Origin of the sequence: Dongia sp. (genome assembly GCF_041918875.1) — a bacterium.
Classification (GTDB): Bacteria; Pseudomonadota; Alphaproteobacteria; order Dongiales; family Dongiaceae; genus Dongia.
In genome coordinates this window covers 1-14,497 of record NZ_JAYRUV010000001.1, presented here as the reverse complement: position 1 = coordinate 14,497, position 14,497 = coordinate 1, and the positions used below count along the sequence as shown (strand labels likewise).

11 protein-coding genes are annotated in these 14,497 nt (G+C 63.0%); 3 read left to right on the top strand and 8 right to left on the bottom strand.

What is annotated here, in order from left to right; all coding sequences use genetic code 11:
* Nucleotides 1–6 precede the first annotated feature (6 nt).
* A complete protein-coding gene (locus ACE3TY_RS00055; protein WP_374649702.1) occupies nt 7–1,266 on the bottom strand; it encodes an efflux RND transporter periplasmic adaptor subunit in 1,260 nt (419 codons plus the stop codon).
* A 265-nt stretch (nt 1,267–1,531) separates the two neighbouring features.
* Entirely contained in the window at nt 1,532–2,551 is a 1,020-nt protein-coding gene (locus tag ACE3TY_RS00050) for a zinc-dependent alcohol dehydrogenase family protein (RefSeq protein ID WP_374649700.1), read from the bottom strand.
* A 179-nt stretch (nt 2,552–2,730) separates the two neighbouring features.
* On the opposite strand from ACE3TY_RS00050, the gene ACE3TY_RS00045 reads away from it, so the two are divergent.
* The 3 genes from ACE3TY_RS00045 to ACE3TY_RS00035 all read left to right on the top strand — a co-directional run bounded on the left by ACE3TY_RS00045 (nt 2,731) and on the right by ACE3TY_RS00035 (nt 8,174).
* On the top strand, nt 2,731–3,648 hold the full coding sequence (locus ACE3TY_RS00045) for a LysR family transcriptional regulator (protein WP_374649699.1): 918 nt from the start codon (nt 2,731–2,733) through the stop codon (nt 3,646–3,648).
* 159 nt (nt 3,649–3,807) lie between these two features.
* Nucleotides 3,808–4,995, top strand: a complete 1,188-nt coding sequence (locus ACE3TY_RS00040; RefSeq protein WP_374649697.1) for an efflux RND transporter periplasmic adaptor subunit — start codon at nt 3,808–3,810, stop codon at nt 4,993–4,995.
* A gap of 11 nt (nt 4,996–5,006) precedes the next feature.
* Nucleotides 5,007–8,174, top strand: coding sequence for an efflux RND transporter permease subunit (locus ACE3TY_RS00035; RefSeq protein ID WP_374649695.1), 3,168 nt, complete (start codon nt 5,007–5,009; stop codon nt 8,172–8,174).
* Nucleotides 8,175–8,304: 130 nt separating this feature from the next.
* Here ACE3TY_RS00035 and ACE3TY_RS00030 read toward each other — a convergent pair whose 3' ends face one another.
* The 6 genes from ACE3TY_RS00030 to ACE3TY_RS00005 form a co-directional block, all read right to left on the bottom strand.
* Nucleotides 8,305–9,078, bottom strand: coding sequence for an SDR family NAD(P)-dependent oxidoreductase (locus tag ACE3TY_RS00030; RefSeq protein ID WP_374649693.1), 774 nt, complete (start codon nt 9,076–9,078; stop codon nt 8,305–8,307).
* Between the two features lie 35 nt (nt 9,079–9,113).
* On the bottom strand, nt 9,114–9,884 hold the full coding sequence (locus ACE3TY_RS00025; protein ID WP_374649691.1) for an L-iditol 2-dehydrogenase: 771 nt from the start codon (nt 9,882–9,884) through the stop codon (nt 9,114–9,116).
* Entirely contained in the window at nt 9,881–10,885 is a 1,005-nt protein-coding gene (locus tag ACE3TY_RS00020; RefSeq protein ID WP_374649689.1) for an ABC transporter ATP-binding protein, read from the bottom strand. Before ACE3TY_RS00020 ends, ACE3TY_RS00025 begins: the two co-directional genes overlap by 4 nt.
* A gap of 24 nt (nt 10,886–10,909) precedes the next feature.
* Nucleotides 10,910–11,740, bottom strand: a complete 831-nt coding sequence (locus tag ACE3TY_RS00015; RefSeq protein WP_374649687.1) for a carbohydrate ABC transporter permease — start codon at nt 11,738–11,740, stop codon at nt 10,910–10,912.
* Between the two features lie 4 nt (nt 11,741–11,744).
* A complete protein-coding gene (locus ACE3TY_RS00010) occupies nt 11,745–12,617 on the bottom strand; it encodes a carbohydrate ABC transporter permease (RefSeq protein WP_374649685.1) in 873 nt (290 codons plus the stop codon).
* A 175-nt stretch (nt 12,618–12,792) separates the two neighbouring features.
* Nucleotides 12,793–14,106 carry a sugar ABC transporter substrate-binding protein gene (locus ACE3TY_RS00005; RefSeq protein ID WP_374649683.1) on the bottom strand — a complete coding sequence of 438 codons (1,314 nt, stop codon included), beginning with the start codon at nt 14,104–14,106 and terminating at the stop codon, nt 12,793–12,795.
* Nucleotides 14,107–14,497: the final 391 nt, after the last annotated feature.

Genomic DNA, 14,497 nt, shown 5'->3' with positions numbered 1-14,497 from the left:
CGCTCCCTAATTTTCTGCTTTGGCTTCGATCTTGCCAGGAGCAGGCGCCACCTTGGCGCCGGCTCGCGCCCGCAACAGGCCGTCGATGATGATCTGCTCATCGCCGGAAAGACCTTCGCGGATGACGCGCAAGCCCTCGATCAGAGGCCCCGGCCGCACCACGCGCGGCTCCACCGTGCCGTCTTCCCTTACCGTCATGACGATCTTCTGCGACTGGTCGGAAAGGATGGCGCTGTCGGGAATCAGCACCGCGTCGTAAGAGTCTGAGCCCGGGATGCGGACGCGGCCGAACTGGCCCGGCGTGATTAGGTGGCTCGGGTTTGGAAAGACGGTGCGGGCGCGGATCGTGCCCGTGGCGCGGTCGACCTGATTGTTGACGAAATCCATCCTGCCCTCGAGCGACCATTCCTCCTCGTCCGTGAGATGGCCGAAAACCTCGAGCTGTTCGTCACGGGTCGAGGTCAGCTTGCCGGATGCCGCCGCGCGCTGATAGGCCAGGAAATCGGCCTCGCTCACGTCGAAACTGAAATGGATGGGATCGAGCGAGACGATCGAAGCCAGCGCCATCGCGCCGCCGCCATCGCCGCCGGTGATCAGATTGCCGATACTCACCTGGTGGTTGCCGATGCGGCCGGACATGGGCGACAGCACGCGGGTGAAACTGAGGTTGAGCTTGGCCGACGCGATCGCGGCCCTGGCGACTTCGGCATCGGCGGCGGCGGAGAGCATCTCCTGCGTCCGTTCGTCGAACGTGCTCTGCGAGACGAAATCGCTCTTCTTCAATTTGTCGGCGCGGGCCAATTGCTGCTTGGCGAGGTTTACCCGCGCTTCGGCCGAATTGAGCGCCGCTTGCGCCGAGGTGAGCGTGATCTCGAAGGGGCGCGGGTCGATGACGAAGAGCAGGTCGCCTTCCTTGACCATCTGCCCGTCGGTGAAATGAATCGATTCCAGATAGCCGCTGACGCGCGCGCGAATCTCGACCGAATCCACCGCCTCGAACTGACCGGTGAATTCGTCCCATTCGACGATCCGCTTGACCAGGGGCTTGGCCGTTGTGACCGGGGGCGGGGCCGCGGGGGCCGCCGCGGCACTTTGCACCGCCGCCCCCTCATAATGCCGGAAGTACCAGTATCCCCCGGCGAATACCATGGCGCCGATGATGAGGATGCTGATGAGCCAGCGCGGATTGCGCGGCTTGTGGGGCGGCAGCGGTGGAAGCTGTTCCGGTGTCACGACCGGGCTTGGCGCATTCGCTGGATCAGTCATCCCGCCCCCCCATACCGCCATGTATGGGGAACATCATCTCAGCCAAACGGCGAAGCCGTCAATGCAATGCAGTCGAATGGGCAATGCAGTCGAATGGGCAATGCAGCCGAATGGGCAATGCAGCCGAAAGGCAATATGAATGAAATCATCATCTCCTTAACGGCGGCGCGGGGCTCCGGCAAGGAACAGGGCGGAAACGGCGCGAGGAATGGAGGATCGGGCCAGAATTCTGGAGAAATGTGCGTGGCCACCGGCGCTGGCGAGACTATATCTCCAAGACCACGCGGCCAAGATGGGGAAAGGCCTCGATGTGCCGATGGGCTTCGACGAAATCGGCAAAGGCGAATTTGCGGTCGATGATCGGCCGCAACAGGCCTTGTGCCGTCATCTGGTTGATCTCCTTGAGGGCGGTCGTGACCGCCGGCCAGTTCGGCTTGATACCGAGCTCGGCATGGCCGGTGAAATCGAGCAGCGAGAAACGATGGAACTGCAGATGCTTGCGAAACGCCGCCCAGGCGGGGAAGGCCGCTTCGTTGCCGCCGTCGAGACCGTAAAGGATGAGCTTGCCGCAGGGTGCCGCGACATCGCCCAGCAGCGCCATCTGGTTGCCGCCGCAGCCATCGACCACGACCTCGACGCCCTTGGTATGGGTGTAGCTGCCGACCGCGAGGCTGAGATCCTGCTCCTCGGTCAGCACCACCTTGTCGGCACCCAGCTTCAGCAGCAGGTCATGGGGTTCGGCATTGCGCGTCGCGGCGACGACATGGGCGCCCAGCGCCTTGGCCATCTGCACCATGGCACCGCCGATGCACCGGCCGGCCTCCGTCACCAGCACCGTTTGGCCCGATCGCAGGCCGGCGAGATTGGCCAGCGCGAAATAGGCACTGAGCAAGGGCGTGTAATGCACCGCCGCTTCCGCGGCCGTGAAATTGTTGCTGGCGGGATAGGTCGTCACCGCCTCGCGCGGCATCAGCACATGGTCGCCATAGGCCGGATAGCGGTTGGGCGTGTGCGCCTTGAAGGTTGCCACCCGGGCGCCTATCTCGAGATCCTCGACCTCGTCGCCGACCGCCTCCACCACGCCCGCCACTTCGGAACCGATGCCGGCCGGCAGCTTGGCCTGCTCGGCCGCCAGATTCTGACGCCACAGGACGTCTTCCCAACTGACCCCGATCGCCTCCGACCGAATGAGGACTTCCCCCGCCGCCGGTCTGGGTGTCGGCACCTCTTCCAGTTGCAGGACATCTGCTCCCCCGAAACGGTGGAAGCGGATCATTCGGGACATGCTCAACCTCGGTGACGGGCGCTTGGGGCGCCCCAACTATGACGCAGTTCATATCTAATGATGAGAGAGAGCCACAACTATTCACCCTGGTCGATAGTGCTCATGCCCGATTCTGATAAGAATATTGGCATAAGCGCCCACGTTGGTCATTATTTCGCACTGCAAACTCTGGCCGATTCATGAACCGGAACGATCTCAGGCGCGTCGATTTCAACCTGCTGGTGGTCTTTGAGACCTTGATGCATGAGCGCAGCGTCACCAAGACCGCGGAAAAGCTGTTCCTGGGGCAACCGGCGATCAGCGCCGCTTTGGTGCGCCTGCGCACGCTCTTCAATGACGAACTCTTCGTCCGCACCGGCCGGTCCATGGAGCCGACCGCGCGCGCCGTCGAGATTTTCGCCATGCTGAGCCCGGCCCTCGATTCGATCTCGACCGCGCTCAGCGCCTCGCAGGAATTCGACCCGGCCACCGCCGCCAATGTCTTTCGCATCGGCCTCTCGGACGATGTCGAATTCAGCCTGCTGCCGCTGCTCCTGCGCCGGATCCGGGCCGAGGCGCCGGGTGTCGTGCTGGTGGTGCGGCGGGTCAATTACCTGCTGGCGCCGGGCATGCTCTCTTCGGGCGAAATCTCGGTCGCCGTGAGCTTCCTCGACGAATTGCCGGCCAATGCCAAGAAGAAGACCGTGCGCCGCATCCGCGCCAAGATGCTGCGCGCCGACACCACGCCCGGCAAGCTTACCTTGGATGAATATTGCGCGCGGCCCCATGCCATCGTCTCCTTCGCCGGTGACCTCAATGGCTATGTGGACAATGAACTCTCGAAGATCGGCCGCTCGCGCAGGGTCGTTCTCGCCGTGCCGCAGTTCAACGGATTGGGCAGCCTGCTCGCCGGCACCGATATCCTTACGACCGTTCCGGATTATACCGCCGACTATCTCGCCTCCAGCGGCGGCCTGCGCATCGAGGAACATCCGCTGAGCCTGCCGCTGGGTTCCCTCTCCATGGCCTGGCGCGGGGCGCAGGATAACGATCCGGCGGAGAAATGGCTGCGCTCGCGCATCAGCATGTTCGTGGGCGATGAGGAATCGTCAAGCTAAGGCGCGGTTTTCTTATCCCATCCCAGGATCACATCCCAGGATTACATCCCAGGATTACATCACTGGCGTCGATAATCATCTTCACGCCGTTCTATTCGCAGATGCGGCAAGTCCCCAGCACATTGCCACGATATCGGACTCAATTCGTCGGAGCGGGGCATGAATTTCCCATCGAAGCTTGTGTACATTGCAGCCGGCGGCGTCGCCTTGCTGATGCTGAATGCCTGCGACAAGCCGCAGGCATCGGTGCAGGAACGCCCGCTCGCCAAGGTCAGCGTCGCTGAAATCATCCAGCATCCCGTGAACGAATGGGACGAAGTGACCGGGCGCCTCGAAGCGCCGCAATCGGTCGTCATCCGCGCCCGCGTCTCCGGCTATATCGACAGAATCGCCTTCGAAGAGGGCGCCATGGTGAAGAAGGGCGACCTTCTGGTGCAGATCGACCCGCGCCCCTTCGCCGCCGAGGTGAAACGCCTTGAGGCGCAAGTGGTGCGTGCCCGCGCCAGCTCCGAGCGCGCGCAGAACGAAGCCAAGCGCGGCGAAGCCTTGCGCGCCGGCAAGATCATCGGCGGCGAGGAAGCCGATGCCCGCAACAGCACGGCAGCCGAAGCCAAGGCCGCAGTCGCCGCCACCCAGGCCCAGCTCGACATCGCCCGGCTCAATCTCAGCTTCACCGAAGTGCGCTCCCCCATCGACGGCCGCGTCAGCCGGGCCGAACTCACCGAAGGCAACCTTGTCCAGGCCGATGAGAGCCGCCTCACCAGCGTCGTCTCGACCGACAAGGTCTATGCCTATTTCGACATCGATGAGAGCGTGTATCTGAAATACGAAACGCTCACCCGCCAGGGCGATATCGGCCAGGCTGCGCCGGTGTTCCTGGGACTGAGCAACGAGGCCGGGCATCCGCACCAGGGCCGCATGGATTTCATCGACAACCAGGTCAACCCGAAGACCGGCACCATGCGCGGCCGCGCCGTGTTCGACAATAAGGACGGCACCTATACGCCGGGCCTCTATGTGCGCCTGAAGCTGGTCGGCAGCGCCAACTACATGGCGAGCCTCATCGACGATGCCGCCATCGGCACCGATCTCGGCAAGAAGTTCGTGCTGGTGCTGGATAAGGACAACAAGGTCGCCTATCGCAGCATCGAATTGGGACCCAAGCTCGAAGGCCTGCGCATCGTCCGCAGCGGCCTGAAGGCGGGTGAGAAGATCGTCGTCAACGGCTTGCAGCGCGTGCGCCCCGGCATGCCGGTCGATGCGCAAACCGTACCCATGGCCGAAGAGGGCACGCTCGCCAATTTCGGCACAGCCGCCGGTCCCAACCAGGCCGCGGCCGCCAACTGAAAGCCGGCGCCATGAACTTCTCGCAATTCTTCATCCAGCGGCCGATCTTCGCCGCGGTGCTGTCGCTGGTCATCCTCATCGGCGGCCTTATCTCGCTCTTTCAATTGCCGATCAGCGAATATCCGGAAGTGGTGCCGCCGACCGTCGTGGTGCGCGCCAATTTCCCCGGCGCCAACCCCAAGGTGATCGGCGAAACCGTGGCCGCCCCCCTGGAGCAGGCGATCAACGGCGTCGAGAACATGCTCTACATGTCCTCGCAATCGACCGCCGATGGCAAGATGACTCTCACGGTGACGCTGGCTCTGGGCACCGATCTCGACGTAGCCCAGGTACAGGTGCAGAACCGCGTCACCCGCACCATGCCCAAGCTGCCGGAGGAAGTGCAGCGCCTCGGCATCACCGTCGACAAGGCATCGCCCGACCTCACCATGGTCGTGCATCTGAGCTCGCCGGATAACCGCTATGACATGCTCTATCTTTCCAACTACGCGCTCCTCAACGTGAAGGACGAGCTGGCGCGGCTCGACGGTGTCGGCGACGTGCAGCTTTTCGGTCTCGGCGATTATTCCCTGCGCGTCTGGCTCGATCCCAACAAGGTGGCCACACGCGGCCTCACCGCGACCGATGTCGTTCGCGCCATCCGCGAGCAGAACCGCCAGGTGGCGGCCGGCGCCCTGGGCGCCCCGCCCTCCCCCGGCGAGAATGCGTTCCAGCTCTCGATCAACACGCAAGGCCGCCTCGTCACCGAGGAGGAGTTCGAGAAGATCATCATCCATGTCGGCGACAATGGCGAAATCACGCGCCTCAAGGACATCGCGCGGGTCGAGCTCGGCTCCAGCCAATATGCGCTCCGCTCCCTCCTCAACAACCAGCCGGCCGTCGCCATTCCGATCTTCCAGCGCCCGGGCTCCAACGCCATCGCCATTTCCGACCTCGTGCGCGAGAAGATGGCCGAGCTGAAGACCAAATTCCCCGAAGGCGTCGATTATTCGATCGTCTACGATCCCACCGTCTTCGTGCGCGGCTCGATCGAAGCCGTGGTCCACACGCTCCTCGAAGCCATCGCCCTCGTCGTGCTGGTGGTCGTGCTGTTCCTGCAGACCTGGCGCGCCTCGATCATTCCGCTGGTGGCCGTGCCAGTCTCATTGATCGGCACCTTCGCGGTGATGCATTTCTTCGGCTTCTCCTTGAATGCGCTGTCGCTCTTCGGCCTGGTGCTGGCGATCGGCATCGTGGTCGACGACGCCATCGTCGTGGTGGAGAATGTCGAACGCAATATCGAGCTGGGCTTGAAACCGGTCGACGCCACCAAGCGCGCCATGCGCGAGGTGACGGGACCGATCGTCGCCACCGCCCTGGTGCTGTGCGCGGTCTTCGTGCCGACGGCCTTCATCTCAGGCTTGACCGGCCAGTTCTACCGCCAGTTCGCGCTCACCATCGCCATCTCGACGGTGATCTCGGCCTTCAACTCGCTGACACTCTCCCCTGCCCTGGCCGCCTATCTTCTGAAGGGCCACGGCGAGAAGAAGGACGGCTTCTCGCGCCTGCTCGACTTCATCTTCGGGCGCTGGCTGTTCAAGCCCTTCAATCGCTTCTTCGAAATGGCAAGCCACGGCTATGTCGGCACCGTGCGGCGCGTGCTCAGAGGTTCGGCGGTGGCGCTTTTCGTCTATGTGGGTCTCGTCGCCTTGGGCTGGACCGGCTTTGCCAACACGCCGACCGGTTTCGTGCCGCAGCAGGACAAGCAATATCTGGTGGCCTTCGCACAGCTCCCGGATGCAGCGACCCTCGACCGCTCCGAGGCGGTGATGAAGAAGATGTCCGACATCGCCCTCAAATATCCGGGCGTGCTCGATACGATCGCCTTCCCCGGCCTCTCGATCAACGGCTTCACCAACAGCCCCAACAGCGGCATCGTCTTCGTCTCGCTGAAGCCGTTCGAGGAACGGCGCGATCCCAGCCAGTCGGCCGGCGCCATCGCGGGCGCTCTCAACGCGCAGTTCGCCGGCATCCAGGACGCCTTCATCGCCATCTTCCCGCCGCCCCCGGTGCAGGGTCTCGGCACCATCGGCGGCTTCCGCCTGCAGATCGAGGACCGCGCGCAATTGGGCTATGAGGAGCTCTATAAGGAAACGCAGAACATCCTCGCCAAGGCGCAACAGGTGCCGGAACTGGCCGGCGTCTTCTCCAGCTACCAGATCAACGTGCCGCAGGTCGATGCCGACATCGACCGCGAGAAGGCGAAGACACATGGTGTGGCGATCAGCGACATCTTCGACACGCTGCAGGCTTATCTCGGCTCGCTCTATGTCAACGACTTCAACCGCTTCGGCCGTACCTTCCAGGTCAACGTCCAGGCCGACCAGCAATACCGCCTGGAATCCGGCCAGATCGGCCAATTGAAGGTGCGCAACGACCAGGGCGAAATGGTGCCGCTCTCGACCTTCGTGAGGGTCGCGGACAGCGCCGGTCCCGACCGCGTCATGCACTATAACGGCTTTGCCACCGCCGAGATCAACGGCGCGCCGGCCCCCGGCTATTCATCCGGCCAGGCCCAGGCGGCCATCGAGAAACTGCTGGCCCAGGAACTGCCCAACGGCATGACCTATGAGTGGACGGAACTGACCTATCAGCAGATCCTCGCCGGCAATACCGCGCTCTTCGTCTTCCCGCTCTGCGTCCTTCTCGCCTTCCTGGTGCTGGCGGCGCAGTATGAAAGCTGGGGCCTGCCGCTGGCGGTCATCCTGATCGTGCCGATGACGCTGCTCTCCGCCATCACCGGCGTCATTCTTTCGGGCGGCGACAACAACATCTTCACCCAGATCGGCCTCATCGTGCTGGTGGGCTTGGCGTGCAAGAACGCCATTCTCATCGTCGAGTTCGCCAAGGACAAGCAGCAGGAAGGCATGGACCGGCTGGCCGCCGTGTTGGAGGCCTGCCGCCTGCGCCTGCGGCCCATCCTGATGACGTCGATCGCCTTCATCATGGGTGTCGTCCCGCTGGTGCTCTCGACCGGCGCCGGCGCCGAAATGCGCCACGCCATGGGTGTGGCCGTCTTCTCCGGCATGCTCGGCGTCACCTTCTTCGGCCTGCTGCTGACGCCGGTTTTCTACACACTGATCAAACGCATCAGCGAAGGCCGTCGGCCGGCGGTGGGTGCACAGCAGTTGGCGGAGTAAGGCTGTCGCCTAAATAAACTCGTCATCCCCGGGCGAAGACCCGGGGATCCACTGATGCCATTGAGAGAGTGGATGCCCGGGTCAAGCCCGGGCATGACGATTTATGAAATGGCGCGGATGTGGCGCAACCTCACCAGCAAGTATACCCGCCGTCGACCAGCACGACGCTGCCGGTCATGAGGCTCGCCGCATCGCCGGCGAGGAAGAGGACGACCGAGGCGATCTCATCCACTTCGCCGAGGCGGGCCATCGGCGTGCCGCCAATCCAGGCATCGTACATGGCCGGCTTCGATTTCACGAAGGCATTCAAGGGCGTGTTGATATAGGTCGGCGCCACCGCGTTGACGCGGACGCCGCGCGTGCCCCATTCGGCCGCCAGCGACTTGGTGAGGTGATGCACGCCGGCCTTCGAGGCGTTGTAGAAGGCCTGCTCCTGCGGCTTGTTGACGATGAAGCCGGACATCGAGCCGATATTGACGATGGTGCCGGATCTGGCCTTCAGCATGTGGTTGCCGAAAGCGCGGCAGCACCAGAAGGTGCCGTTGAGATTGACGTCGATGACATTGAGCCAATGTTCGTCGGTGACGGTCTCGGCCGGCGTCTCGGAGCGCGCGATGCCGGCATTGTTGACGAGAATGTCGATCTTGCCGAACCTCCTCACCACTTCGTCGGCGACCTTGTTGACTTGGGCCGTCCTGGTCACATCCATCTCGACAATTTCGACGGCGTAACCCTTGGCCTTCATTTCCGCCTGGCCTTCGGCCGCCACCTTGAGGTCATTGTCGGCGATGACGACCTTGGCGCCGGCTTCCGCCAGCGCTTCGACGCAGGCGAGGCCGATGGCGCGGCCGCCGCCGGTCACCAGCGCCACGCGATTGTCGAGCTTGAACTTGTTGAGATACATCTTGATTCTCTCTGCTTCCTAAAAAGAGCTGCGCGTCAGCTCATCCAATTGCCGCCATCGACATTCAATGTCTGGGCGACGATGTAATCCGCATCGGCCGAGGCCAGGAACAAAGCGGCGCCGGTGTGATCTTCCGGCGTTCCCATGCGGCCGAACGGCACGGCTTCCCCGACCAGCCGTTTCTTTTCTCCCAGGGGTCTCTTTTCATATTTGGCGAACAAGGCATCGACTTCCGCCCACATCGGCGTGTCGACGACGCCGGGCGCGATGCCGTTCACATTGATCCCGTACTTGATGAGATCGAGCCCGGCCGATTGGGTGAGGCTGATGACGGCGGCCTTGGTCGCGCAGTAGACCGAGACCAAGGCCTCGCCGCGCCGCCCGGCCTGGCTCGCCATGTTGACGATCTTGCCGCCCTTCCCTTGCGCGATCATCGTCCGCGCCACCGACTGCAGGGTGAAGAACAGGCCCTTCACATTGACGTCGAACAGGAGGTCCCAGCTCTTCTCGGTCACCTCGACGATGGGGGCGAGGTCGAACACGGCGGCATTGTTGACCAGGATGTCGATGCCGCCCGCCTTGGCAGCGACCGACTTCACCATGGCATCGATGGAATCCGGTTTGGTGACGTCGAGCGACACGAAGAAGGCCTTGCCGTCCAGCTTCCGAGCCAGCGCCTCGCCGTCATCCTTGGCGAGATCGGCAATGGCGACGGTCGCACCTTCCGCCACATAGCGTTCGACGATGGCAGCACCTATGCCGCGCGCACCGCCCGTGACGATGGCGACCTTGCCGGCGAGCTTCATGCGCGGATCGCCTTGCCGTCCCGGTCGAACCGGTGGAGGTGAGCGGGGTCCGGGGCCAGGCCGACAGTATCGCCGACCGCGACGCGCATCTCGCCCGGGCAGCGCGCCGTCAGCGTGCCGATGTCGGCCACATCGACATAGAGGAATGTGTCGCTGCCAAGATGCTCGGCCACCGCCACCCGACCGGTCCAACCCTGCCCGTCGCGATTGACGTTGAGATGCTCCGGGCGGATGCCGATGGTCGCCGCATTCCGCGCCGTGGCGAGCTTGCCGGTGATGAGGTTCATCCTGGGCGAGCCGATGAAGCCGGCGACGAAGAGATTATCGGGGCGCTCATAGAGTTCCAGCGGCGAACCGGCCTGTTCGATCCTGCCGGCGCTCAACACCACGATCTGGTCGGCCATGGTCATGGCTTCGACCTGGTCATGGGTCACATAGATCGCCGTCGTCGCCAATTGCCGCTGCAGCCGCGTCACTTCCAGGCGCATCTGCACGCGCAAGGCGGCGTCGAGATTCGAGAGCGGCTCGTCGAACAGGAACGCCTTGGGCTCGCGCACGATGGCGCGGCCGATGGCGACACGCTGGCGCTGGCCGCCGGAAAGTTCGCGCGGCTTCCTGTCCAGATAGTCGGTGAGATTGAGGATGGCGGCCGCATCCTCGACCTTCTTGTCGATCTCCGACCTGGGCAGGCCCGCCATCTTGAGGCCGAAGGCGATGTTGCCGCGCACACTCATATGCGGATAGAGCGCATAGGATTGAAACACCATGGAGAGGCCGCGCCTGGCCGGCGGCACGCCGACGACATTGATGCCGTCGATGAGGATCCTGCCGCCGGAAACGTCCTCCAGCCCCGCGATCATGCGCAGAAGCGTGGTCTTGCCGCAGCCCGAGGGGCCGACGAAGACGACGAAGGACCCGTCCTTGATCTCCAGATCCGCGCCCTGGATGATGTCATGCGCGCCGAATGATTTCCTGACACCGTCGAGGGTGATGCTGCCCATGTCATTTCCCCTTGCAATGCGTCGTCATTTGACCGCTCCGAATGTGAGGCCGCGCACCAATTGCTTCTGGCTGAACCAGCCGAGGACGAGGATCGGTGCGATGGCGAGTGTCGACGCGGCCGAGAGTTTCGCCCAGAACAACCCTTCCGGACTGGAATAGGAGGCGATGAAGGTGGTGAGCGGCGCCGCTTCCGAGGTGGTGAGGTTCAAGGTCCAGAAGGCCTCGTTCCAGGCCAGGATGAAATTGAGCAGCAAGGTCGAGGCAAGGCCCGGGATCGCCATCGGTGTCAGCACATAGACGAGTTCCTTCAAGGTGGTCGCCCCATCCATGCGCGCCGCTTCCAATATGTCCTTGGGGATTTCCTTGAAATAGGTGAACAGCATCCAGATCACGATCGGCAGATTGCCGAGACAGAGGATGAAGATGAGGCCGCTCCTGGAATCCAGCAGGCCGAAATCGCGGAAGATGAGATAGATGGGCACCAGGACGCCGACCGACGGCATCATCTTGGTGGAGAGCATCCACAGCAGGATGTCCTTGGTGCGGTGGCTGGGTGCGAAGGCCATCGACCAGGCGGCCGGAATGGCGATAGCCAAGGCGATGAGCGTCGAGCCGCCGGCGATGACGATCGAGTTCATCGCGTGATGGAGATAGTCGCTGCGCTCCTGCACGGTGACGTAGTTCTCAATCGTCCAGTCGAAGAAGAGGAAGCTCGGCGGAATGGCGAAGGCTTCAAGCTCGGTCTTGAAGCTCGCCAGCGCCATCCAGAGGATCGGAAAGAAGATCAGGAAGCCGACGAGCCACGCGGCCGCCGTGTTGACGATCTTGCGCTGCGTCGTGACCCGCTGTGCCATCGGCTCAGGCCTCCAGATTGCGGCCGACGATGCGGACCAGGAAGAAGGCGACGATATTGGCGATGATGACGGCGATGAGGCCGCCGGCCGAGGCGCCGCCGACATCGTATTGGATGAGCGCCTTGGAATAGATGAGGAAGGCGAGATTGGTGGTCTGCAGGCCAGGTCCCCCGCCGGTGGTGACGAAGATCTCGGCGAACACCGTGAGCAGGAAGATGGTCTCGATGAGGATGACCACCGTGACCGGGCGCGCCAGATGCGGCAGCGTGATGTAGATGAAGATCGATAAGGGCCCGGCGCCGTCCATCACCGCCGCTTCCTTCTGTTCCTCGTCGAGCGATTGCAAAGCGGTGAGCAGGATGAGGGCCGCGAAGGGCAGCCATTGCCAGGCGACGATGAGGATGATCGAAAAGAGCGGCATGTCGGTGAACCAGTCGATGGGCTGGAGACCGAAGAGGCCCGCGATCCAGGCGAAGAGGCCGGAGACCGGGTGCATCAGCAGGTTCTTCCAGACCAGCGCGCTCACCGTCGGCATGACGAAGAAGGGTGCTATCACCATCAGGCGCACGATGCCTTGCCCGAACATCTCCTGATCGAGCAGGAGTGCGATGAGTACGCCAAGCACGATGGTGATGGCGAGGACCGCGCCCACCAGAATGAGCGTGTTCTTGACCGAGGCGAGGAAGGCCGGGTCGGTCAGGAAGTAATAGTAGTTCTCGAACCAGACAAAACTCTCCATGCCCGGGTTCAAGAGATTGTAGTTGAGGGTCGAGAAGTAGATCGTCATCGCCAGCGGGACGATCATCCAGAACAACAGCAATCCCACGGCCGGCGAGAGCAGCAGGCGGCCGACATTCTTGGTTTGCTGTGTGGCCATGACGACCTCCCCGACTCTCTTACTCCGTCATGGTCGGCGAAGGCCGACCATCCACGACTTTGCCCGCGACGGATGAGGTGTTGGATAGAAACTCGTGGATCCCCCGCCTTCGCAGGGGATGACAATGGAAGTATTGCGGTGACGACCGAACTGGGCCGTCACCGCCACACGCAACTTACTTAATATACCCAGCCCGGGTCATTTCGCGTTCGACCGCGGATTGGGCCGCGGCGAGGGCGTCCTCGACGCTCATGTTGCCGGAGAGGGCCGCCGAGAATTGCTGGCCCACGGTGGTGCCCAGACCCTGGAATTCCGGGATGGCGGCGTATTGCACGCCGACATAGGGCACCGGCTTCACCGTCGGATGGTCGGGATCGGCCGAGTTGATGGAGTCGATCGTCGGCTTGGCGAAAGGTGCGGCCTTCAGGTATTCTGGATTGTTGTAAAGCGAGGTGCGGGTCCCCGGCGGCACGTTGGCCCAGCCTTCCTTGGCGGCAACCAGTTCGGTGTACTGCTTGCTGGTGGCCCAGGCGACGAACTTCTCCGCCGCTTCGACCTTCTGCGAGCCGGCGGGGATGGCGAGGCTCCAGGCCCAGAGCCAGTTGGCGTTCTTGCCGAGGCCCTTATTGGGGGCGAGCGCGAAGCCGACCTTGTCCGCGACCTTCGATTCCTTCGGGTTGGTGACGAAGGAAGCCGCGACCGTGGCGTCGATCCACATGCCGCATTTGCCGGCGTTGAACAAAGCGAGGTTCTCGTTGAAGCCGTTGGAGCTGGCGCCCGGAGGGCCGGCTTCCTTCATGAGGTTCACATAGGTGGTGAGCGTGTTCTTCCATTCCGCGCTGTCGAATTGCGGATGCCACTGCTCGTCGAACCAGCGCGCGCCGAAGGAGTTCGACATGGCGGTGAGGAAGGCCATGTTCTCGCCCCAGCCGGCCTTGCCCCGGAGGCAGATGCCATAGGTCTCGGACGCTTTGTCGGTCATCTTCCTGGCCGCATCGACGATGAAGTCCCAGCTGGGCGCATCCGGCATCTTGAGGCCGGCCTTCTCCATGAGGTCGGTCCGGTACATGACCATGGAACTCTCGCCATAGAAGGGTGCCGCGTAGAGCTTGCCGTTGCTGGAGAGGGCGGCGCGGATCTTGGGCAGTAGATCGTCGACATCGTAATCGGACCCGAGATTGTCGAGCGGCACCAGCCATTCCTTGCCGGCCCAGATCGGCACTTCATAGGTGCCGATGGTGAGCACGTCGAACTGCCCGCCCTTGGTGGCGATGTCGGTCGTCACCTTCTGGCGCAGCACGTTTTCCTCGAGCGTCACCCATTTCACGGCGATGTCGGGATTGGCCTTGGTGAAATCGTCGGTGAGGCCCTGCATGCGGATCATGTCGCCATTGTTGACGGTGGCGATGGTCAGGGTCGTTTCGGCAAAAGCGGTGCTGGTGGCAAAGATCGAGGCGGCCCCCAAGAAGCCGGCAAAAAGCTTGTTCATTTTTTCCTCCCAGAGCCTATCGTGAGCATATGCTCCGATATTGAGCATATGCTCACATTCGGGCACGGCAGTGTCAATGCGGATTCGACGCTGCAGTGCAGCGGTGGCTCGGCGAATAGTTGCGCGGCACGTCACTGGGCGGCACGTCATTGGGCAGCCCCCTACCCGTCACTTACCCCCTCTCCCCGACCCTCCCCCACGTTGGGGGGAGGGAGCTCACCGAGTTCGCTGCAGCGTTTGCGTGCAAGCTGGCTGGAATTCCCTCCCCCAACGTGGGGGAGGGTTAGGGAGAGGGGGCTGCGACTGAAAATTCTCACCAACTCGATCTCTTCGCTCCCCATCTGGAATCGCTCGGGCAGTCGTGCCGGCCGTTCGTTTCGGCCGTGACGGG